Genomic DNA, 20,520 nt, shown 5'->3' on the forward strand with positions numbered 1-20,520 from the left:
ATTAAATAGCTAACCGGCCCCACCCGCCAACTCAGGCGCGTTCGTTCACCCAGGCCTGCACCGATTGCAGTGCGCTATCCAGGTTGGACGCATCGGTGCCACCGGCCATGGCCATGTCGGCCTTGCCGCCGCCCTTGCCGCCGACTTGCTGGGCGACAAAGTTGACCAGCTCGCCGGCCTTGACCTTGCCCACGCTGTCGTTGGTGACGCCGGCGGCGATTTGCACCTTGGCGCCATCCACCGTGGCCAGCACGATGACGGCGGTCTTGAGCTTGTCCTTGAGCTTGTCCATGGTGTCGCGCAGGGTCTTGGCGTCGGCGCCTTCAAGGCGCGCAGCCAGCACCTTCAAGCCCTTGACATCCACCGCCTGCAGCATCAGCTCGTCGCCCTGCGAGGAAGCCAGCTTGCCCTTGAGCGCGGACACCTCTTTTTCCAGCGCCTTGACCTGGTCCAGCACCTGGCCGATGCGGTTTTGCAACTCGCTGGGGCTGGCCTTGAGCGAGCCGGCAGCGGACTGCACGGTGGACTCCAGCGACTGCAAATACGCCAGCGCGTTTTCGCCCGTCACCGCTTCGACACGACGCACGCCGGCGGCCACGCCGCTTTCACCGACGATCTTGAACAGGCCGATGTCGCCGGTGCGGCCGACATGGGTGCCACCGCACAACTCCTTGCTGGAGCCAATGCTGAGCACGCGCACGGTCTCGCCGTACTTCTCGCCGAACAACATCATGGCGCCCGTCTTCTGGGCCGCTTCCATGTCCATCACGCTGGCGTCGGTCGCCACGTTGGAGAGAATTTCCGCATTGACGCGGGCCTCGATCTCGCGGATCTGAGCGTCGGTGACAGGCGCGTTGTGCGCAAAGTCAAAACGCGTGCGCTCGGCATTGACCAGCGAACCCTTTTGCTGCACGTGATCGCCCAGCACTTCGCGCAAGGCCTTGTGCATCAAATGCGTGGCGCTGTGGTTGCGCACGGTGGCGGCGCGCACTGCCGTGTTGACTTGTGCCGTCACGGCATCGCCGACTTTCAAGCTGCCCTGCTCCAGGGTGCCGTGGTGGCCAAACACATCGGCCTTGATCTTCAGCGTGTCTTCCACTGCGAAGCTGGTGGCGCCCGCCGTCAAACGGCCCTGGTCGCCGACCTGGCCGCCGCTTTCGGCGTAGAAAGGCGTGGTATTGAGCACCACGACGCCGCTTTGTCCGGCGTTCAGGGCCGGCACGGCCACGCCATCGGCGTACAGGGCGACGACTTGGGCCGGCTCTTCCAGCAGCTCGTAGCCGCTGAAGTTGTTGCCCGCACCGCTGTACTCCAGCGCGCGGTCCATCTTGAACTTGCCGGCGGCCCTGGCCTGGGCTTTTTGCTTGTCCATGGCCACGGCAAAACCGGCCTCATCGACGCTCAGGCCGCGTTCGCGGCAAACGTCGGCGGACAGGTCCAGCGGAAAACCGTAGGTGTCGTGCAGCTTGAAGGCTACGTCGCCCGGCAGCACCTTGACGCCGTCGGCCAAAGCACCGTCCAGAATCTGCATGCCGATTTCCAGCGTTTCGAAAAAGCGCTCTTCCTCCACCCGCAGCACTTCGGTGATGCGTTTTTCATCGCTCTTGAGCCGTGGATAGGCATCGCCCATCAAGCCGGCCAGATCGGCCACCAGCTTGTGAAAGAACGGCGTTTTCTTGCCCAGCTTGTAGCCATGGCGAATGGCACGGCGGATGATGCGGCGCTGCACATAGCCGCGGCCCTCGTTGGACGGATTGACGCCATCGCTCACTAGGAAGGCGGTGGCGCGGATGTGGTCGGCAATCACGCGCAGCGATTTGTTGTCCAGATCCTGCTCGCCGGTTTCGCGGGAAGCGGCCTTGATCAGCGCGGCAAAAATATCAATCTCGTAGTTGCTGTGCACATGCTGCAAGATGGCAGCCAGGCGCTCCAGGCCCATGCCGGTATCCACGCAGGGCGCGGGCAGCTTGGTCACGCTGCCGTCGGCCGCCATGTCGAACTGCATGAACACGTTGTTCCAGATCTCGATGAAGCGGTCGCCGTCTTCATCGGGACTGCCGGGTGGGCCGCCGGGGATGTGGTCGCCGTGGTCATAGAAGATTTCCGAGCACGGGCCGCAGGGGCCGGTATCGGCCATCATCCAGAAGTTGTCGGACTTGTAGCGCCCGCCCTTGTTGTCGCCGATGCGGATCACGCGCTCGGGCGGCAGGCCGATTTCCTTGGTCCAGATGTCGTAGGCCTCGTCGTCTTCTTCGTAGACGGTCGCCAGCAGGCGATCGGCCGGCAGCTTGTAGACCTCGGTCAGCAGCTCCCAGGCCCATTTCAGCGACTCGCGCTTGAAGTAGTCACCAAAGCTCCAGTTGCCCAGCATTTCAAAGAAAGTGTGGTGGCGCGCGGTGTAGCCGACGTTTTCCAGGTCGTTGTGTTTGCCGCCGGCGCGCAAGCAGGCCTGCACCGAGGCCGCACGTACGTAGGGACGCTTGTCGCTGCCCAGGAACACGTCCTTGAACTGGACCATGCCCGAGTTGGTAAACATCAGGGTCGGGTCGTTGCCCGGCACCAGCGAGCTGGACGGCACCACGGTGTGGCCTTTGGAGGCAAAGAAGTCGAGGAACGTCTTGCGGATGTCGGCAACGGTAAAGGCGGGTGTGCTCATGGTGTGGATTAACTCTGATGAAATGGCAGGAACGCTACTAGGCAACTGCAAAATGCAGGCAAGCTGCTGATTTTAGGCGGCTTTGAGGGTGGCCAGAAAACACAACGGCGTCCCGTCGTCGGCCCAGCCCACACTCAATGATGACCTGTCTGATTCACGCCGCGACAGCCAAGCCGTCGGCCTCTGGCATCCCAGGCAAATGCGTATTGCAGACTCAGACGAAGTTCCGACAATCTGAGCCAAGGACAAGCCAACCGGGCGTTCGGGCCATGCCGCTCCCATCCGTCAGCCCCGCCCTGTTACCTGTCATTTTTAATAACTTCACTGGCCAATCATGACAAGCTCCCCTCTCGCCTTACTGAAATACCTGTACCTAGGCAACAGGCTCAAATGACGCGCCCGCAAGTGCTGGGCCTGGCCTTGGCCGCTCTGATGGCGGCTGTTGTGCCGGCGCGCATCCTGGCGGCGCCGCTCCAGCCTTTTCTCGATCGTCTGGTGAAACAGGAAAAACTGCCGGGCGCCGTCTTGCTGGTGTCTGGCCCGCAGGGGCGCGAAGTGGTGGCCGCCGGCTTTGCCGATTTGAAAACCCGCGAGCGCATGACGCCGCAAACCCGCTTTTACATCGCCTCCAGCGGCAAGCTGGTCACCGCGGCGGCCACGCTGCAAATGGTGCAGGAGCAGCGCTTCAAACTGGCCGACCCGGTGTTTCCCTGGGTGAAAAGCGTGCCCGGCATCGCCAAGCTGCGCAACATCCAGACCGTCACGGTAGAGCAGTTGCTGCAGCACCGCTCCGGCCTGGCCGAGTACTTCACCGACGACTTCGAAAGCGAAGCGGCCGAGCAGCCCGAGAAGCGCTGGAGCGCCGAAGAATCGCTGGCCTTTGCCTTTGGCGAAAAAGCCCAGGCACGCCCAGGCCGCGAACACATCTACACCAACACCAACTATGTCTTGCTGGGCCAGCTGATCAGCCAGGCCGACCGACTCAGCTACGCCCAGGCTGTGCAAAAGCGGATTTTTGAGCGCGTCGGCATGCCCTCCACCACCATAGCTACGCGCCAGGAAGCCAGCGGGCTGGCCCATGGCTACAGCGTCAATGAACAGGGCAAACGGCAAAACGTCAGTTATTCCGGCTGGAGCGCCATCACCGGCGACGGCGCAGTGGTCACGACAGCCGCCGACTACGAGGCCTTTTTGCTCGCCCTGTTTCGCGACGGCAAGCTGCTGCCGCGCAAAACCGTGGCGCAGATGTGCAGCGCGCAGGAGGAAGACAGGGGCAGCGGTTACGGCCTGGGCTGCACGGTCCAGGAAACGCCCTGGGGCGAGGCCTGGGGGCACAACGGCTCGATCTCGGGCTTTAACGCCGACACCTGGTACATCCCCAAGCTCGGCGTGAGCGTGGTGTTCCTGACCAATGGCGACTTTCAGTCCGACGAACCCGACCTCGTGGTGCGCGCGGTAAAGGCCTACTTAAAACAACAGTAATCATGCATTTTTTGCATGATTTTGTTACATAAAGCTACAATCGTAACGTCTGGAAAGTAGCTCTATGAAGACCCTCTCCCGGCATCCCGCAGCGGTTTTGCTGTGCGCCTACGAGGGACTCATGAAATTTCAACGGAATGCGTTAGCCACGCTGCTCGGCTTTTTGGTGGTCGTTATCTTGCTCACCACCTTCCTGACCAACCGCCTGTTCGTCAGCACCACGGAACAAACCGAAAACAGCCAGTACGCGCTGATGAAGTCCATCGTCGACTTCAACCTTCAGGGCGCCGCCGGCCGCTCGCTGGCACGCGCAGAACTGGTCGCCAACATGCCCCGGGTCCAGGAACTGTTTGCCGCCGGCAACCGCGAGGCGCTGGTGAACGAACTCAAACCGATGTTCGACATCCAGAAGGACAAGCACAACACCGACCAGGCGCAGTTCCACTCGCCCCAGAGCATCTCCTTTCTGCGCCTGAATGATCCGGCCAAATTCGGCGACGACCTGAAATCGTCGCGCCCCATCGTGGTCGCCGTGCAAAAAGATCAGGTGGCGCGCAAAGGGTTGTCAATCTCCCGCGCCGGCCCCGGCATCTTCGGCGTGACCCCGGTCACCGACCGCGCCGGCAAATACATAGGTACTTTTGAGTTCGGCCAAAACTTCGGCGGCGTGCTGGATCAGGTCAAGACCGCTTACGGCCTGGAAACCGTGCTCTTCATCGACGAAGAGCGGCTCAAAAAGAGCTCGCCCGGACTGGGCGGCGACATTTTCTCCGAGAAGAACCGCGTCGGCCGCTACATCAAGTTCCAATCGACCAACTGGGAACTGATGAGCAAGCTGGTGAGCGACACCGAACTGTCCCAGCCTGGCATCGAAAACCAGCCTTATGCCCGCGAAGCGCAGGACACGCCCTACGGCGTGGTGATCATTCCCCTGCGCAATCCCGCCGGCGAACAGCTGGGCATGATCGCGGTGGCCAAGGACTTCAGCCCTTCGCGCAGCGCCATGGGTCAGTCCATGATCTGGCTGGCGATGTACTCGCTGTTTGCGCTGGTGATTTTGGCCGGTGTGATCCTGATGGTGATTCGCGGCGCCATCGTGCGTCCGCTGGCCGAGCTCAACCCGCGTTTTGCCGCCCTGGCCGACGGCCAACCGGCCGAGCCCCTGTCCAACCCCGAGGCCTATTACAGCGAAATCGGCGTCTTGGCGCAGACCTATGAACGCCTGCGCCTGCAACAAGAAGCCGCACAGTCGGCGGGCAAGCCATGAGGCGCTGGCTGATTGCGGCCGCGCTGGCCGCACTGGCCCTGGGCAGCGCCCAGGCCAAGGACACCCCCGCAGCCGCAGCCGCCGCAACCGAGCCGGGCAAAAGCCTGACCTCGCTGCCGCAAGGCCGCGGCCTGCCCGTGGTAGTGCGCGCCGGCTTGAGCTTCATTGAGCTCAAGGGCATCAACGAGAACGAGGAAACTTTCACCGCCACGGTGGACACCCGCCTGCGTTGGCAGGATCTGCGCCTGGCTTATCCGGCCGAGCAGGCGCCGGCCGGCTATCTGGAGTTCCTGGACGGTGAGGTGGAGAAAAAACTCGCGCAGATCTGGCATCCCAACGTGGAGTTTTCCAATCTCAAGGCGACACCGGCTTTCCAGAAGCGCAACCTGCGCATCTCGCCGGACGGCCGGGTCGAGCTAATGCAGCGCACCACGGCGGCCTTTGAAACCGGCTACTCGCTGGAAAACTTCCCGTTTGACCGCCAGAAGCTGGGCGTGGAAATGATCTCGCGCAGCGAACCGCTGGAACGGCTGGTGCTGGACTACCGCCAGGACGAGCTCGAGTTCAGCAACACGCAGCACAACGCAACGCTGGACGGCTGGTCCGTCGGCCTGGTCGAGTTGTCCAAGGACTCGGTTGGCGCCTGGCGCGGTGAGGCCAACACCCGCGTGAAAGCCGCTCTGGTGGTCAAGCGCGAGCAAAAAAGCCTGCTGGCCACGATCTTCGTGCCGCTGTTCGCCTCGCTGCTGATTCCGCTGCTGGTGCTGTGGCTGAACCGGATCGACGAAGACGGTGAGTTTGCGGTCGATGCCTTCGAGCTGACCAACATCAGCATAGGCGGCCTGTTTGCCGTGGTGGCGCTCAACTTCACCGTCAACTCCAGCTTCGTCAAGCTGGCCACGGGCGACAACCCGGTGATGCGCCTGTTCGGGCTGAACTACTTTTTGCTGGCCGTCAGTTTTGCCGTGGGCATACTGCTGTACCGCTACAGCGGGGTCAAGCGCCTGTTCGGCACCCATGTGCAGCAGGAGTTTTATGCCTTCATCAACTGGGCCATCCCGGTACTGGTGTTCGGCACCGCGACGGCGATGGTTCTGATGGCGGTGTTCTAAGCGCTTAGACCCAAACACCTTGCCGGTGGTCCCGGCAAGGTGCTTTGCTCCGCTAGGTATGGCGTCAGACACGAACAGCAAGCCCTTGAATGCGGCAGGCAAAAGAGCCCTAGAATGAAATCTCTGTATAGGGGCGACATCCTCAAGTAAGCCCTGCCCTACTTGCCCGCTCAGCACGCTACCTGCAACCCTCCTACTCATGCGCATTCTTCTGGTAGAAGACGAACTCGATATGGCGTCGTGGCTGGTGCGCGCGCTCAAGCAAAGTGGCTTCGTGCCTGACCACGCCAGCGACGCAGGCACGGCTGAGGCCTTCCTCGCCGCTACGGAATACGACGCCGTGGTGCTGGACCTGCGCCTGCCCGACCGACACGGCCTGTCCCTGCTTGCCGACATGCGCAAGTCCGGCAACCGCACGCCGGTGCTGGTACTGACAGCGCAAGGTTCCCTGCAGGACCGGGTACGCGGCCTGAACCTCGGCGCCGATGATTTCCTGACCAAGCCCTTCGAACTTGAAGAACTGGAAGCGCGCCTGGCCGCACTAGTGCGGCGCAGCCGCGGCCGTCCGCATGTGCCGCTCCACTGCGCCTCGCTGTCTTGCGACCACGAAAGCCGGGCATTCACACTCGCCGGATCGCTGCTGCCGCTGACGCCCCGTGAGCACGCGGCCCTGACGGCGCTGCTGGTACGCAGCGGCACACCGGTGGACAAGTCACAACTCTCCAGCAAGGTCTTCCCGCACAACAGCAGCGCCGGGCCCGACGCGATCGAGTTGGTGCTGCACCGGCTGCGCCGCAAGCTCGCAGGCAGCGACGTGCGCATCGTCACGGTCCGCGGCCTGGGCTACATGCTGGAAAGCATCGCCCATGCACCCGCCCAAACCTGAGCGCGGCCGCTTCGGCATCCGGGCGCGGCTGCTGACCCTGCTGCTGCCCGGCGTTCTGGCCTTGCTCGCTCTTGACAGCTGGAATGACTACCGCGCCCTGCGCGCCCTGGTGCAGGACGCCTACGATCAATCCATGCTGGAGCCGGTGAGCGCACTGAGCAACAGCATCGGACTGGCCGCCGACGGCTCCATCCGCGTGAATACACCTTTCTCGGTGCAAGCCATGTTCGAAGCGACCCGGCCGCAGTACAAGCACCTGTACGTCGGATTGACGCCTTTGCCTGATGGCCAGTCCGACAGCAACCGGTCCGCCAGTGAGGTCACGCTGCTCGGCGAGTCCGATCTGCCGCGACCACCCGTGCCCCCTGACAACAACGGCCAATCCGTCTGGTACGACGCTGTCTATCGTGGCTACCCGGTACGCGTGGTGGCCGTGCATCGCACCGCGCTTGACGGGCACGCCAGGCCCTTCCGCATCCTGATCCAGGCTGCCGAAGGGGCGGGCCCGCGCTTGCAGGCGCAGGCCGATTCGCTGCGCCAGGAGCTCCTGCGCGATGCCCGCATGGTGCTGGTGATGATTCTGCTGGTCTGGCTGGGCGTGAGCTGGTCTTTGCGACCACTGGAGCGGCTGCGCAAGTCCGTGCTGCAAAGCAAGGGAAGTGACCTGAAGCCGCTGGACACCAGCGATGTTCCGCATGAAGTGGCACCGCTGGTCGATGCCGTCAACCAGTACATTGCCAGCTACCGGGACTTGCTGGACCAGCAGTCGCAATTTCTGGCCGATGCATCGCACCAGTTGCGCACGCCGCTGGCCATCATGCTGACCCAGGCAGGTTTCGCGTTGCGCGAAAAAGACCCGGAACAGCTTCACGAGACCTTGCGTGCCATCGTCACCCAGATTTCGCGCAGCAGGCGCCTGTGTGAGCAACTGCTGTCGCTGGCCCACGCGAGTGAAAAAACCCTGACCGCCGACGCGCCGGACCTCGTGGATCTCAATGCGGTTGCCAGAGATGTCGTGCTGCAGTACCTGACGCTGGCGCACGAGAAAAATCAGGATCTGGGCTGGACGGATGCCCGGGAAGAACGGCCGGCCGAAGACGTCAAGGACGACGCGCCCTCCCCATCCGGGCTAGCCGCAGCGCCGGTGGTTCCAGTGCTGGCCAGAGGCCCCGAGCTGCACGAGGCGCTTGCCAACCTGGTGCACAACGCCATTGTGTACACGCCATCAGGCGGACGCATTACCGTGATGGCGAGCATCCGGGACGGCATGGCGCTGGCCGAAGTTCACGACAGCGGCCCTGGCATAGACAAGGCGCGGCGGGCGGCAGTTTTCGAACGATTCCACCATGGTGGAAGCAGCCCCGGCAAGGGTCCGCATGGGGCCGGACTGGGCCTGGCCATCGCACGCGCTTACGCCAGGCGTAACGGCGGCGATATCGAGCTGGCGGACCTCGCTGCTCCTGACGCGGGCGCGGCCTCAAGCACCAGCGGCTTGCGTGCCATCCTGCGCCTGCCTCTGGCACCCGGCCACCAAGGCTGAGCGCACACGACTCAAGCGCTGAAGCCTCCTAATTGGGTGCAGCCCGGAGCCTCAAGGTCGCTGTGCGCAGCAACCCCAAACCAGCTTGCCAAGCCACGGCAAGCGGCGCGATGCGCGCTCGCGCCACAGTCATATTACGTGTTAGTGATAACACGTATTTTGAGGCTGAGCGTGCAAAACGAAAGCCGATTGGAAGCCTCGCTCCATAACATCCCTCCAACCCGAACGCCTCGCCAGTTGCGCTTTGCATGATCTGAGGGCACGGGGCAGAACCACAAGGAGACCCGGATGAACCAAGCCTCAATGTATGACAACGCCGCACCGGCGCAGCCCCGGAGGCGCTTGTCATGAACATGAACAACCGAAATTTCGTCAGAGGCCTGTGCCTCATAGCGATCGCCCTGCTGTTTGGCTCGGTGGCGCTGAAATACTCGATAGGCGAATTAAGCCGCTCCGGGCCCGGAATGTTTCCCCTGATCGTGAGCGCTTTGCTTTTGGTGGTTGGCTTGCTCTCGGTGGTGCGTTCGCACTTCGTCGACCCCGTACCCCTGGACTACAGCGTCAAAAACATCGCCCTCATTTTGCTGAGCCTGGTCGGGTTTGCGCTGATTTCCGAGCACATCAACATGATCCTGGGCATCATATTTTTGGTGTTCTGCTCGACGTTTGCCGGCACTTCGTATTCCGTGGTGCGCAACATCAAGATCTCCATTGGCCTGATCGCCGTGGCCTTTGCCTTCAAACACTTACTCGGCCTTAGCCTGCCCTTGTACTGATATGGACATCCTACACAACCTCGCGTTTGGTTTCGAACACGCGCTGACCTGGCAGAACCTCCTTTACTGCGCCCTTGGCTGCACGGTGGGCACGCTCATCGGGCTGCTACCTGGACTGGGCCCCTTGTCCACCATCAGCTTGCTGCTACCCCTGACCTACTCCATTCCCACTGGCGGCGCGCTCATCATGCTGGCCGGGATTTACTACGGGGCGCAATACGGCGACAGCGTGAGCGCCATCACCATGAAGATTCCGCACGCCAGCAGCATCGTCGCCTGTATCGATGGCTATCAGATGACGCTCAAAGGAAAAACCGGCCTGGCCTTATTCACCGCGGGTATTTCCAGCTTCATTGGCGGCACCGTGGCCATTGTGGTGCTTTCGACCTTGGCACAACCATTGGGCGAGGTCGGGTTCCTGTTCGGGCCGGCCGATTACTGCGCCCTCATGCTGCTTGGGTTTTTCTGCGTCAGCTTTGTCAGCAGCGGCAGCTTGCTCAACGGCCTGGCCATGGCCATGGTCGGCGTTCTGCTCGGCATGGTCGGTACCGATGTGAACAGCGGCGTGGCGCGCTACACCATGGACCTGGCCTTTCTGACCGACGGGATTGGCCTGATCAGCATCGCCCTGGGCTGCTTCGGCATTGCCGAGGTGGTGAAAAACCTCGACAACAAAAACGTACACACGCCTTTCAACGGCACGATCAAGCTGATGCCGACCTGGCCCGAGTTCAAGCGCATCATTCCCAGTGCCTTGCGCGGCAGCGTGATTGGCTCCGTCCTCGGCATCCTGCCCGGCGGCGGCCCCACGATCGCCCAGTTCGCCGCCTATGCGGCTGACAAGAAGTTCAGCAAATACAAGCACGAGATCGGCACCGGATGCATCGAAGGGGTGGCCGGACAGGCGGCTGCCGACGAGGCGGCGGCACGCACCAGCTTCATCCCGCTGATGGCCATTGGCATTCCCGAAAACGCAGTCATGGCCCTGATGATGGCCGCCTTCGTCGTCAAGGGCATCCAACCCGGCCCCAACATGATCGCCAGCCACCCCGATTTGTTCTGGGGTCTGGTAGCCAGCATGTGGGTGGGCAATTGCTTCCTGGTCATCCTCAACGTGCCCCTGGTGCGCTACTGGTTGTCGGTCTTCAAGATCCCCTACACCGTGCTGTTTCCGGCGATCCTCTTTTTCTGCTGCATCGGTACGTTCAGCATCAACAACAGCCTGGATGACATCTTCATCACAGCCGTTTTTGGCCTGATTGGCTATTTGTTTCTGCGCCTGGATATGGAGGCTGCGCCACTCCTGCTGGGCTTCATTCTGGGCCCCATGCTGGAGGAAAATTTCCGCCGCGCCATGCTTCTGAGCCGGGGTAGCTTCAGCGTGTTCGTCAACCGCCCCATCAGTGCCACCTTGCTCGCCGTGATCGGAACCCTGGTCGTGTGGCAGGTGGTGACATTTGCCCGGAAGTTGATAAAAGCACCGGATCACAAGATTCATAGCGGGCCAAGTGCGCCAAGTGCGCCTGTCATAGTCGGCAGCGCGCCAGCTGTCACGGCCAAATAAGGCCACCTTGGCGCAACGACCATGATGCCCGCACGCATAAAAGACTGCGCCCCATTTCGATTCGCAGCGCCAGCGCTGATGGATAGGACGGGCTGCAGGGGCGGTAATTGTGTTGAAATAAGTCCTTCCTTCAGGAGACATTCAGCCATGAACCGCAGATCTTTTATCCAGGCGGGCGCTTTCGCCTCGCTGGTCGCAACCACTCCATTTTTGATAGCTGCTCACGCACAATTGACGGGGGCTACAGGCCAAAAACGTCATCAAATCGTGATCCAAATGAGTGACAACGATCCGGCCAAGTGGAACCTGGCGCTCAACAACGCCAGAAACCTGCAAGAAGACGTGGGCGCCGCCAACGTCGATATCGAGATCGTCGCCTACGGACCCGGCATTGGCATGCTCAAACTCGAATCCCCGGTCGGCGCCCGCATCGCCGATGCGATGAAGGCCAACATCAAGGTCATGGCCTGCGAAAACACCATGCGCGGCCAGAAGCTGGGCAAGGACGATATGCTCAACGGCATCAGCTACGTGCCCGCCGGCGTGACCGAGATCATGAAGAAGCAAGGCGAAGGCTGGGCTTATTTGCGGCCTTGATGGCGGGTAAGCAGCACAGGCTGCGCCAGACCTGCTCCTATAATCAAAATCACGCGGGTGTAGTTCAATGGTAGAACGGCAGCTTCCCAAGCTTCATACGAGGGTTCGATTCCCTTCACCCGCTCCAGATAAAACAAAAGGCCCCTAGGGGCCTTTTTACTGGGCGAATGAAAACCCGTCTATCAGATCAGCTTGACGCCGGTCTTGGCTTGCAAGGCCTCCAAGCTCACGCCTGGCGCCAGCTCAATCACTTTCAAACCTGCGGGTGTCACGTCCATCACGGCCAGATCGGTGATGATGCGGTTGACCACGCCCACGCCGGTCAGCGGCAAGGTGCATTGGGGCAGGATTTTCAGGTCTTCCGTGCCGTCTTTCTTCTTGGCGACATGCTCCATGAGGACGATCACGCGCTTGACACCGGCGACCAGATCCATGGCGCCGCCCATGCCCTTGACCATCTTGCCCGGAATCATCCAGTTGGCCAGGTCGCCCTTCTCGCTGACCTGCATGGCACCCAGGATGGACAGGTTGATCTTGCCGCCGCGAATCATGGCAAAGCTGTCGTGGCTGCCGAAGATTGAGGAGCCCTTGATGGTGGTGACGGTCTGCTTGCCGGCGTTGATCAGGTCGGCATCGACTTCTTCTTCGGTCGGGAATGGGCCTATGCCCAGCATGCCGTTTTCCGACTGCAGCCAGACTTCCTTGTCACCGGTGAAGTTGGCCACCAATGTTGGAATGCCTATGCCGAGGTTGACATAGAAACCATCTTCGAGTTCCTGGGCGGCACGCGCCGCCATCTGGTCTTGAGTCCAGGCCATTATTTCGCTCCTTCGGATACGGTGCGCTTTTCAATGCGTTTTTCGGGATTCGGATTATGCACGATGCGGTGCACATAAATGCCTGGCAGGTGAACCGAATCGGGAGCCATGTCACCGGTTTCCACCACCTCCTCCACTTCCACGATGCAGACTTTTCCGGCCATGGCAACGGCCGGGTTGAAGTTGCGGGCCGTGAGGCGGAACTGCAGATTGCCCGACTTGTCGGCGCGGTGCGCCTTCACCAGCGCCACGTCAGGCACCAGGGCGCGCTCCATCACATAGGTTTCACCGTCAAAGTCGCGCAACTCCTTGCCTTCGGCCACCAACGTGCCCACTCCGGTCTTGGTGAAAAAGGCCGGAATGCCGGCGCCACCGGCACGCAGCTTTTCGGCCAGCGTGCCTTGCGGCGTGAATTCCAGCTCCAGCTCGCCGGCCAGGTACTGGCGTTCGAACTCCTTGTTCTCGCCGACATAGCTGGAGATCATTTTCTTGATCTGACGCGTTTCCAGCAGCTTGCCGAGGCCGAAACCATCGACGCCCGCGTTGTTGGAGATCACGCTCAGATTTTTGACCCCGGAATCGCGCAAAGCGTCAATCAAGGCCTCCGGAATGCCGCACAATCCAAAGCCACCTACGGCCAATAACTGGTCGTCCTTGACGACACCCTTGAGTGCCGCTTCCGCGGAAGGATAAAGTTTGTTCACAAATGTCTCCTGGTAAACATCAGTTGCTCCTGCAAACGGCCCACAAGGCCGGGATATCGCTACGATACTACGTATCTGCATACGTAGTTTTTCGTAAAGGTTAGCCCCATGGAAGTGAATTACCAGCTCGCTTTCGACCTGGCGCCGGTGGGATTGGTGTTGTCGCGCAACCGTTCCATTGTGGACTGCAATCAGCATGTCTGCGAGATGTTCGGCGCTGCCCGCGAACAGCTGATCGGGCAGTCTTTCCTGATTCTCTATCCCAGCGTGGACGAGTACGAGCGCATAGGCGCGCGCATGCTGCCCATACTCAATGCCACCGGCATGTATTCCGACAACCGCATCATGAGGCGCTTCGATGGACGCCTTAAAGGCGAGACCTTCTGGTGCCATGTCACCGGGCGCGCACTGAATCGCAGCGTTCCGCATGAGGCCGGTATCTGGACCTTTGAGGACCTGAGCGCCAACCGGCCCGTGACCGCCGAGTTGACGGCACGCGAGCGAGAAGTGGCCGCCCACCTGATGCGTGGACTGACCTCCAAGGAGATAGGTCGCGCCCTCAGCATCAGCCACCGAACGGTGGAGATTTACCGCGCCCGCCTGATGCGCAAGTACAAGGCCTCGACCACCGGCGACCTGATACAAAAAATGATGGCCGGCTAAGCCGACAGGCACAGCGAGCCGCGAGGCATATTGATCGCTATTGTTTTTATAGCTTCTAGTGCATACAGAACAAGGGCTAGAGGCCGAAATGACTCAAAATTTCAGGCCTTTTTTGGCGCATCCACCACCTCGGCCGCACTGCGAAAGGCTTCCACGGCCGTCGGCACGCCGCAGTAGATGCTGGCGTGCAGCAACACCTCTTGCAGCTCTTCGGGCGTCACACCGTTGTTAAGCGCGCCGCGCACATGACCCTTGAGCTCATGCTGCTTGCCCAGCGCCGTCAGCATGGCCACCGTGATCAGGCTGCGCGTTTTCAAGTCCAGGCCAGGCCGCTGCCAGACGTCGCCCCAGGCGTTGCGCGTGATGTAGTGCTGCATGGGCAGCGTGAAGTCGGTGGCACTGCCGAAGGCCTTGGCTACAAAGTCCTCGCCCATCACCTGCTTGCGGGTGGCCAGGCCTTGGTCGAATTGAGAATCCATAAAGCGTGTACTCCAAAAAATCGACAGCATAGCCTTGCGCTACGCGATGGCGCGACTGGCTATCGGCGCATTGAAGAATTACTATGGGCAAGCTATTGCCTGCCCGATAGCCAGCAAACACAATCAAGTTGTCATCAATAGCAAACCCCTATTAAAGGAACACACCCATGACCAAATTGACCACTGCCGCCGGCGCACCGGTAGTTGACAACCAGAACACCCAAACCGCAGGACCGCGCGGCCCGGTGCTGCTGCAGGATGTCTGGCACCTGGAAAAGCTGGCGCACTTTGCCCGCGAGGTGATTCCCGAGCGCCGCATGCATGCCAAGGGCTCGGCCGCCTACGGCAGCTTCACCGTCACGCACGACATCACCAAGTACACCAAGGCCAAACTGTTCTCGCAAATCGGCAAGAAGACCGATCTGGTGCTGCGTTTCTCCACCGTCGCCGGCGAGCGCGGCGCGGCCGATGCCGAACGCGACATACGCGGCTTTGCCGTCAAGTTCTACACCGAAGAAGGCAACTGGGACCTGGTCGGCAACAACACGCCGGTGTTCTTTCTGCGCGACCCGCTGAAGTTTCCCGACCTGAACCGCGCCGTCAAACGCGACCCGCGCACCAATCTGCGCAGCGCCGAAAACAACTGGGACTTCTGGACCCTGCTGCCCGAGGCGCTGCACCAGGTCACCATCGTCATGAGCGACCGCGGCTTGCCCAAGTCCTACCGCCACATGCACGGGTTCGGCAGCCACACCTTCAGTTTTCTGAATGCCAAGAACGAACGCTTCTGGGTCAAGTTCCACTTCATCTCGCAGCAAGGCATTGAGAACCTGAGCGATGCCGAGGCGGCGGCGCTGGTCGGCCATGATCGCGAAAGCCATCAGGCCGACTTGCTCAACGCCATAGATAACAAGGACTTCCCGCGCTGGAATCTGAAGATCCAGGTCATGCCCGAAAAAGACGCCGCCACCTACCACCTGAACCCGTTTGACCTGACCAAGGTCTGGCCGCATGGCGATTACCCGCTGATCGACGTCGGCGTGCTGGAGCTCAATCGCAACCCCGAAAACTACTTCGCCGAAGTCGAGCAACTGGCCTTCTCGCCCGCCAGCGTGGTGCCCGGCATCAGCTTTTCACCCGACAAGATGCTGCAGTCGCGCCTGTTCTCTTATGGCGATGCGCAGCGCTACCGCCTGGGCGTGAACCACTACCAGATTCCGGTGAATGCACCCAAGTGCCCCTTCCATACCTCGCACCGCGACGGAGCCATGCGGGTGGATGGCAACAATGGCTCAGAAATTGGCTACGAGCCCAATAGCAAAGGCGCGCTGCAGGAGCAGCCCGATTTTGCCGAGCCGCCGCTGTCGATTGAAGGCGCAGCCGACCACTGGAACCACCGCGTGGACGAGGACTATTACTCGCAGCCCGGCAATCTGTTCCGCCTGATGACGCAGGAAAAGCAGCAACTGCTGTTTGACAACACGGCACGCGCGGTCGGCGGCGCATCCAAGGCCATCCAGGAACGCCACATCGCCAACTGCAGCAAGGCCGATCCGGCTTACGGCGCCGGGGTGGCTAAGGCTTTGGCAAAGGGATGAGCAAGCCTTCACCTAAGCTGGTGTTTTAGGTTCAGGCAAAGCACACCTGTGGGGGCGGCTAACCCCTCCCCCCGTTTCCTGTTCTTTCGCCCCGCTCTTTCGCCCCGTTGTGGCTAAACCTGTTCAAGCCAGTTGCGCTTGCGGCGCGGGCGCGGCCGCAAAAAGATTTTTTCCGCACGCACTTTCATCCCTGGGTCCTGGCCATTTAGGCCCTACACTGCGCTGTCGGATTTGTTTCATATCGTTTCAATGGTTACAAGCAGTTCCGATATCCTTTGAAATAACCAACCAGGTCCCTGCTTCATGAACAAACTGCTCCTCGCCCTTGCCTCCGCATGTCTGATTTTTTCCGTCACCTCGGCCCGCGCCGCTGACGACTACAACAAGCCGCCTGCTGGCGACAAGGTGTACGCGCAATGCCTCAAGACTTCCAACAGCAAGTGGGAAGGCGGCAATGACAAGAGCGCCGTCAAGGGCCAGACCAATGCTCAAGCGTTCTGCACCTGCATGTGGAACGAAACCCCCGATGATTTCAAGGGCAACCTGGCCACCTTCTCGGAAAGCGCCAAGGGCAAGTCCGTCAACAAGATGTGCGAAAAGCACTCCGGCTGGGGCGAATAAGGCGCGGCGCGCAAACGCTGACGCTTCAAGCGCATGAATACGCCGCCAGGGCAACCCGGCGGCGTTTTTTTTCGCCCTGCAAAGGCCTAGCGCCAAGCGCCTGCCTTCCGTCAGGGAACGTATCATTCTCCAAAGATCGACAGCCCCACCAGAAAGAGAGACAAGCCATGACCGTTCGCTACCCCGCCCCCGACATCAACGACTTGCCCGATGACATCAAGGCCAAGGTGCTGGAAGTCCAGGAAAAAGCCGGTTTTGTGCCCACGGTCTTCCTGGCGCTGGCGCGTCGCCCGGCCGAGTGGCGCGCCTTCTTTGCCTACCACGATGCGCTCATGCTCAAGGAAGAAGGCTCCAACCCCGCCGGCTCGCTGAGCAAGGGTGAGCGCGAGATGATAGTCACCACCACCAGCGCCGCCAACCATTGCCTGTATTGCGTGGTGGCGCACGGCGCGATCCTGCGCATCTACGAAAAGAAGCCGCTGGTCGCCGACCAGGTGGCGGTCAACTACCGCAAGGCCGACATCTCGCCGCGTCAGCGCGCCATGCTGGATTTTGCGATGAAGGTTTGCCAGCAGTCCGACCAGATTGAAGACGCCGATTTTGCTGCCCTGTACCCGCACGGCTTCAACGACGAAGACGCCTGGGACATTGCCGCCATCACCGCTTTCTTTGGCTTGTCCAATCGCATGGCCAGCTTCAGCGGCATGCAGCCCAACCCCGAGTTCTACCTGATGGGGCGCGTGCCCAAAGCGGCCAAACCGGCTCCGCCGGTTCAGTGATTTTTTGCTATTTATTTAATAGCTGCTTGCGCATATGGCTAGTGCGCTGCAGCCCTATTTCTCTTAAATTCAGGGCATCACCTGCTGGCGCATCCAGTCCGGCATCGTTTTAGCCTTTTGTGCCGGGAAATCCACCCAGATGGTGGTGGCGCCGCCGGCGGCGCAGATCACGCCGGGCTGGTCTACCCGCTCCATGGTGACCCAGCTTTCAAACGTGGTGCGCCCCGGATCGCTGGCATACATCTTGATCAGCACATCGCCCGGGTATTCCAGCTGCTTGTAGAAATTGCAAAAGGCATTGACGATCACCGGGCCTTCGCCCAGCGGGTCGGGCTTGCAGTCAATCGAATACAGCCAGTCGATGCGTATGGTTTCCATGTAGCGAAAGTAGCTGCCGTTGTTCAGGTGGCCCATCGCATCCATGTCGCCCCAGCGAATTGGAATGCGCATCTCGTAGACCAGCTTCTTTATCTCGGGAATTTCAATTTTCATGGTGGACAGTGATTAACGGTGAGCCCGTATGGAAGCCAAAATGCCCAGCGTGAACAGCACGCAGGCGCCGAATTGCGCCAGGCTGGGCCAATGGCCGTCCCAGGCAAAAGAGTACAGCAGCGCAAAAATGGTTTCGCTGACGATGAGCTGGCCGCACAGGCTGGCGCTCAGGCGCTGGCTCGCCATATTCCACAAAATGGTGGCCAGCCAGGTCGAGCCAAAACCGGCCATCAGGCACAGCAGCGCAAACGTGGCGCGGTCGTCGCGGGCGGCCAGCACATTCATATCGGAACCGGCGACGAGCCACATCAGCAGCGCCCCCAAACCGGTGGCCAGGCCCAACCAGTTGGCCCAGTCGGTCGCATTGACTTCCGGATGGCGCTTGAGCCAGGCCGAATTGAGGATGGCAAAGGTCGTCCAGCACACCAGCGACATCAGCGCAAAGGCGATGCCGCGCCAGAAATGCGTGGCAACGCCAGCGCTCGCCCCGTGCGTAGCGCCCATCATGAGCAGCAGGCCGGCGAAGGTCAGCGCCAGCCCCGGCAGCAGCGCGGCCCAACGCAAGCCCTGCGGCTTGCCCAACAGCATGATCCATAGGGGAATGGTGCCTATGATGAGGGTAGGCACTTCGGTGCCGGCATCGCGTATGGCCAGCACCAGCAGCAGGTAGTAGCCGCTAAAGCCCAGCAAGCTCATGCCCAGCGCGGCCCAGGCCTGGCGCAGCGTAGGCAGGCGGCGCCGGCGAAATCCCGGCAGGCCCAGCAGCATCACCGCCGCGGCCACCAGGCCATACACCGCAAAACGTCCGGCCGTCAGGTCTACCGAGGCATAGCCTCCCTCACCCATGGTGAGCATGCGCGGCGCCACAAACACCAGCCCCCACAGCGCGCCCGCCGCGAGCCCGGCCACAATGCCCGTCAGCACGCGCTAAACCGCGTTCGCCGTGGCAACCAGACGCAGGCCTAGCAAGGCCATGACCCCGGCCGCCGTGCGGTCCACCAGGGTCTTGCTGCGCAGGTAAAGCGCACGCGGTGCCGCCGCTGACAGCAGCACGGCAACCACGGCATACCAGGCGGTCTCCATCAGCAGCACGCCGGCCAGCAACAGCAGACCGGCCGCCAGGGGAAACTGCGCCGGCAGCAAGGCGGCAAACACGCTACCGTAGACCACGGCACATTTGGGATTGCTCAGCTGCGTCAGTAGCCCGAGACGAAACGACTGCCCCACCGTGTGACGGGCGACAGAATCATGGGCGGCGCTGATCGCCAGCGGCTGGGAAGCGTCGCGCCAGATGTTCAAAGCCATCCACATCAGGTACAGCCCACCCAGCAACTTCAGCGCGACATACAGGGCCGGTACGGCCGTCAGCACGGCATGCAGGCCAGCCAGCGCGAGCGTGGCAAAGACCAGCGCACCCAAGCCCATGCCCACAGCGGCGGCCAGTCCATCGGCACGCGAGCGCGCCACGGCGATGCGCGCCACCTGCACAAAGCTGGGGCCTGGGCTCACCACGCCGGCCAGCAAAGCCAAAAGAATCAGGCCCACCGGGCCAAGATAAGGGAGCAGGGATTGAGTCATCATGGGGTCGCGCGTGCGCGCAGGTGTGCGGGTTTCTCTTCTAAGGCCGGAAATTGTAAGGGCCGACTCAAACACCGAAACCGTCGTCGGCCGCAATGATGGCGCCGTTGACGAAATGACTTTCACCGCTGGCCAGCATGACCAGCAAGGCATCCAGGTCTTGCGGCTTGCCGATGCGCTTGCGCGGCAGCATCTGCACCAGTTTTTTGCCCTGCTCGGTTTCCCAGTGGTGGTGGTTGATCTCGGTGTCTATGTAGCCGGGGCAAATGGCATTGACGTTGATGCCGAACTTGCCCCATTCCAGCGCCATGGCCTTGGTCATTTGCACCACGGCCGCCTTGCTCATGCAGTACACGCCAATCTGCGGCAACACACGCAGGCCGGCCATCGAGGCGATGTTGATGATGCGCGCGCCAACAAAGCTGCCGGGCGCAGCGCCCTTGGCCCGGGCCAGCATGCGCTTGCCAACTTCCTGCGCGACAAAGAAGGCGCCCTTCACATTGGTGTTGAAAATGAAATCGTAGTCGTCTTCCGCGACATCCTGCAGGCGTTGCGTCGTGCTCACGCCGGAGTTGTTGACCAAAATATCTATGGGCCCGACCTCGGTTTCGGCATGCGCCACACCGGCCTTGATGCTGAGACAGTCCGTCACATCGAGCGACACCACATGGGCGGCACCGCCTTCGGCCTCGATCTGGGCGCGCAACTCCTTGAGCTTGTCCACCCGGCGGCTGGCCAGCACCACGGCGGCGCCGGCGCGACTCAGGGTTCTGGCAAACTGCGCGCCCAGCCCACCGGATGCGCCCGTCACCAGGGCAACGCGCCCCGAAAGATCCAAACTGTAAGTCATTAGAGATGCCTCCCGATGAACAAAGTGAACCAGCATCCGGGCCGTCTGCATTCGCACC

Annotated in this window: 20 protein-coding genes and 1 tRNA gene; 13 read left to right on the forward strand and 8 right to left on the reverse strand. The window is 61.4% G+C overall.

The window, feature by feature from the left end:
* Window positions 1–31 precede the first annotated feature (31 nt).
* Window positions 32–2,656, reverse strand: a complete 2,625-nt coding sequence (gene alaS / locus BM160_RS10245; RefSeq protein ID WP_092004448.1) for an alanine--tRNA ligase — start codon at window positions 2,654–2,656, stop codon at window positions 32–34.
* Window positions 2,657–3,046: 390 nt separating this feature from the next.
* On the opposite strand from alaS, the gene BM160_RS10250 reads away from it, so the two are divergent.
* From BM160_RS10250 to BM160_RS10290, 9 genes are all read left to right on the forward strand, one after another.
* On the forward strand, window positions 3,047–4,138 hold the full coding sequence (locus BM160_RS10250; protein ID WP_092004451.1) for a serine hydrolase domain-containing protein: 1,092 nt from the start codon (window positions 3,047–3,049) through the stop codon (window positions 4,136–4,138).
* A gap of 121 nt (window positions 4,139–4,259) precedes the next feature.
* Entirely contained in the window at window positions 4,260–5,405 is a 1,146-nt protein-coding gene (locus BM160_RS10255) for a cache domain-containing protein (RefSeq protein WP_177218979.1), read from the forward strand.
* Complete coding sequence (locus BM160_RS10260) at window positions 5,402–6,517, forward strand: ligand-gated ion channel (RefSeq protein ID WP_092004457.1); 1,116 nt, start codon at window positions 5,402–5,404, stop codon at window positions 6,515–6,517. The genes BM160_RS10255 and BM160_RS10260 overlap by 4 nt, the downstream gene beginning before the upstream one ends.
* Before the next feature lie 199 nt (window positions 6,518–6,716).
* Window positions 6,717–7,403 (forward strand): response regulator, encoded by a 687-nt coding sequence (locus tag BM160_RS10265; RefSeq protein ID WP_092004460.1) that lies wholly within the window; start codon window positions 6,717–6,719, stop codon window positions 7,401–7,403.
* Window positions 7,384–8,943, forward strand: a complete 1,560-nt coding sequence (locus tag BM160_RS10270) for a sensor histidine kinase (protein WP_092004462.1) — start codon at window positions 7,384–7,386, stop codon at window positions 8,941–8,943. Before BM160_RS10265 ends, BM160_RS10270 begins: the two co-directional genes overlap by 20 nt.
* A gap of 353 nt (window positions 8,944–9,296) precedes the next feature.
* Window positions 9,297–9,719 (forward strand): tripartite tricarboxylate transporter TctB family protein, encoded by a 423-nt coding sequence (locus tag BM160_RS10275; RefSeq protein WP_092004465.1) that lies wholly within the window; start codon window positions 9,297–9,299, stop codon window positions 9,717–9,719.
* 1 nt (window position 9,720) lies between these two features.
* A complete protein-coding gene (locus BM160_RS10280) occupies window positions 9,721–11,283 on the forward strand; it encodes a tripartite tricarboxylate transporter permease (protein WP_255368806.1) in 1,563 nt (520 codons plus the stop codon).
* Between the two features lie 276 nt (window positions 11,284–11,559).
* Window positions 11,560–11,880: a DsrE family protein gene (locus BM160_RS10285; RefSeq protein ID WP_255368808.1), complete on the forward strand. Its 321-nt coding sequence runs from the start codon at window positions 11,560–11,562 to the stop codon at window positions 11,878–11,880.
* Window positions 11,881–11,933: 53 nt separating this feature from the next.
* A tRNA-Gly gene (locus BM160_RS10290) sits at window positions 11,934–12,007 on the forward strand.
* Window positions 12,008–12,062: 55 nt separating this feature from the next.
* Here BM160_RS10290 and BM160_RS10295 read toward each other — a convergent pair.
* Together BM160_RS10295 and BM160_RS10300 are read right to left on the reverse strand one after the other, a co-directional pair.
* A complete protein-coding gene (locus BM160_RS10295) occupies window positions 12,063–12,698 on the reverse strand; it encodes a 3-oxoacid CoA-transferase subunit B (RefSeq protein WP_092004470.1) in 636 nt (211 codons plus the stop codon).
* Window positions 12,698–13,402 carry a CoA transferase subunit A gene (locus tag BM160_RS10300; protein WP_092004473.1) on the reverse strand — a complete coding sequence of 235 codons (705 nt, stop codon included), beginning with the start codon at window positions 13,400–13,402 and terminating at the stop codon, window positions 12,698–12,700. Before BM160_RS10300 ends, BM160_RS10295 begins: the two co-directional genes overlap by 1 nt.
* A gap of 108 nt (window positions 13,403–13,510) precedes the next feature.
* Between BM160_RS10300 and BM160_RS10305 the strand changes: the two genes are divergently transcribed.
* Entirely contained in the window at window positions 13,511–14,065 is a 555-nt protein-coding gene (locus BM160_RS10305; RefSeq protein WP_092004476.1) for a LuxR C-terminal-related transcriptional regulator, read from the forward strand.
* Between the two features lie 101 nt (window positions 14,066–14,166).
* On the opposite strand, the gene BM160_RS10310 is transcribed toward BM160_RS10305, so the two are convergent.
* A complete protein-coding gene (locus BM160_RS10310) occupies window positions 14,167–14,544 on the reverse strand; it encodes a carboxymuconolactone decarboxylase family protein (RefSeq protein WP_092004479.1) in 378 nt (125 codons plus the stop codon).
* A 167-nt stretch (window positions 14,545–14,711) separates the two neighbouring features.
* On the opposite strand from BM160_RS10310, the gene BM160_RS10315 reads away from it, so the two are divergent.
* From BM160_RS10315 to BM160_RS10325, 3 genes are all read left to right on the forward strand, one after another.
* The gene (locus BM160_RS10315) at window positions 14,712–16,142 is read left to right on the forward strand and encodes a catalase (protein ID WP_092004482.1); all 1,431 of its coding nucleotides are present in this window, start codon (window positions 14,712–14,714) and stop codon (window positions 16,140–16,142) included.
* Window positions 16,143–16,445: 303 nt separating this feature from the next.
* The gene (locus BM160_RS10320; protein ID WP_092004485.1) at window positions 16,446–16,763 is read left to right on the forward strand and encodes a hypothetical protein; all 318 of its coding nucleotides are present in this window, start codon (window positions 16,446–16,448) and stop codon (window positions 16,761–16,763) included.
* A 167-nt stretch (window positions 16,764–16,930) separates the two neighbouring features.
* Window positions 16,931–17,542 (forward strand): peroxidase-related enzyme, encoded by a 612-nt coding sequence (locus BM160_RS10325; protein WP_092004487.1) that lies wholly within the window; start codon window positions 16,931–16,933, stop codon window positions 17,540–17,542.
* 69 nt (window positions 17,543–17,611) lie between these two features.
* On the opposite strand, the gene BM160_RS10330 is transcribed toward BM160_RS10325, so the two are convergent.
* The 4 genes from BM160_RS10330 to BM160_RS10345 all read right to left on the reverse strand — a co-directional run bounded on the left by BM160_RS10330 (window position 17,612) and on the right by BM160_RS10345 (window position 20,462).
* The gene (locus BM160_RS10330; RefSeq protein ID WP_092004490.1) at window positions 17,612–18,034 is read right to left on the reverse strand and encodes an acyl-CoA thioesterase; all 423 of its coding nucleotides are present in this window, start codon (window positions 18,032–18,034) and stop codon (window positions 17,612–17,614) included.
* A gap of 12 nt (window positions 18,035–18,046) precedes the next feature.
* Window positions 18,047–18,958: a DMT family transporter gene (locus tag BM160_RS10335; protein ID WP_092004493.1), complete on the reverse strand. Its 912-nt coding sequence runs from the start codon at window positions 18,956–18,958 to the stop codon at window positions 18,047–18,049.
* Between the two features lie 3 nt (window positions 18,959–18,961).
* The gene (locus BM160_RS10340; RefSeq protein ID WP_092004616.1) at window positions 18,962–19,612 is read right to left on the reverse strand and encodes a LysE family translocator; all 651 of its coding nucleotides are present in this window, start codon (window positions 19,610–19,612) and stop codon (window positions 18,962–18,964) included.
* Window positions 19,613–19,679: 67 nt separating this feature from the next.
* Window positions 19,680–20,462, reverse strand: a complete 783-nt coding sequence (locus BM160_RS10345) for an SDR family oxidoreductase (protein WP_092004496.1) — start codon at window positions 20,460–20,462, stop codon at window positions 19,680–19,682.
* Between the last annotated feature and the right edge of the window lie 58 nt (window positions 20,463–20,520).

The sequence above is a fragment of the Polaromonas sp. OV174 genome, from assembly GCF_900112285.1.
Taxonomy (GTDB): Bacteria; Pseudomonadota; Gammaproteobacteria; order Burkholderiales; family Burkholderiaceae_C; genus Polaromonas.

Excerpts from the sequence above, each read along its gene's own strand:
- BM160_RS10250 (WP_092004451.1), top strand. The coding sequence starts at position 3,047 with ATGACGCGCCCGCAAGTGCTGGGCCTGGCCTTGGCCGCTCTGATGGCG.
- BM160_RS10275 (WP_092004465.1), top strand. The coding sequence starts at position 9,297 with ATGAACAACCGAAATTTCGTCAGAGGCCTGTGCCTCATAGCGATCGCC.
- BM160_RS10280 (WP_255368806.1), top strand. The coding sequence starts at position 9,721 with ATGGACATCCTACACAACCTCGCGTTTGGTTTCGAACACGCGCTGACC.
- BM160_RS10310 (WP_092004479.1), bottom strand. The coding sequence starts at position 14,544 with ATGGATTCTCAATTCGACCAAGGCCTGGCCACCCGCAAGCAGGTGATG.
- BM160_RS10340 (WP_092004616.1), bottom strand. The coding sequence starts at position 19,612 with ATGACTCAATCCCTGCTCCCTTATCTTGGCCCGGTGGGCCTGATTCTT.
- BM160_RS10260 (WP_092004457.1), top strand. The coding sequence starts at position 5,402 with ATGAGGCGCTGGCTGATTGCGGCCGCGCTGGCCGCACTGGCCCTGGGC.
- BM160_RS10345 (WP_092004496.1), bottom strand. The coding sequence starts at position 20,462 with ATGACTTACAGTTTGGATCTTTCGGGGCGCGTTGCCCTGGTGACGGGC.
- BM160_RS10315 (WP_092004482.1), top strand. The coding sequence starts at position 14,712 with ATGACCAAATTGACCACTGCCGCCGGCGCACCGGTAGTTGACAACCAG.
- BM160_RS10305 (WP_092004476.1), top strand. The coding sequence starts at position 13,511 with ATGGAAGTGAATTACCAGCTCGCTTTCGACCTGGCGCCGGTGGGATTG.
- BM160_RS10285 (WP_255368808.1), top strand. The coding sequence starts at position 11,560 with ATGAGTGACAACGATCCGGCCAAGTGGAACCTGGCGCTCAACAACGCC.
- alaS (WP_092004448.1), bottom strand. The coding sequence starts at position 2,656 with ATGAGCACACCCGCCTTTACCGTTGCCGACATCCGCAAGACGTTCCTC.
- BM160_RS10330 (WP_092004490.1), bottom strand. The coding sequence starts at position 18,034 with ATGAAAATTGAAATTCCCGAGATAAAGAAGCTGGTCTACGAGATGCGC.
- BM160_RS10265 (WP_092004460.1), top strand. The coding sequence starts at position 6,717 with ATGCGCATTCTTCTGGTAGAAGACGAACTCGATATGGCGTCGTGGCTG.
- BM160_RS10320 (WP_092004485.1), top strand. The coding sequence starts at position 16,446 with ATGAACAAACTGCTCCTCGCCCTTGCCTCCGCATGTCTGATTTTTTCC.
- BM160_RS10255 (WP_177218979.1), top strand. The coding sequence starts at position 4,260 with ATGAAATTTCAACGGAATGCGTTAGCCACGCTGCTCGGCTTTTTGGTG.
- BM160_RS10325 (WP_092004487.1), top strand. The coding sequence starts at position 16,931 with ATGACCGTTCGCTACCCCGCCCCCGACATCAACGACTTGCCCGATGAC.
- BM160_RS10270 (WP_092004462.1), top strand. The coding sequence starts at position 7,384 with ATGCACCCGCCCAAACCTGAGCGCGGCCGCTTCGGCATCCGGGCGCGG.
- BM160_RS10295 (WP_092004470.1), bottom strand. The coding sequence starts at position 12,698 with ATGGCCTGGACTCAAGACCAGATGGCGGCGCGTGCCGCCCAGGAACTC.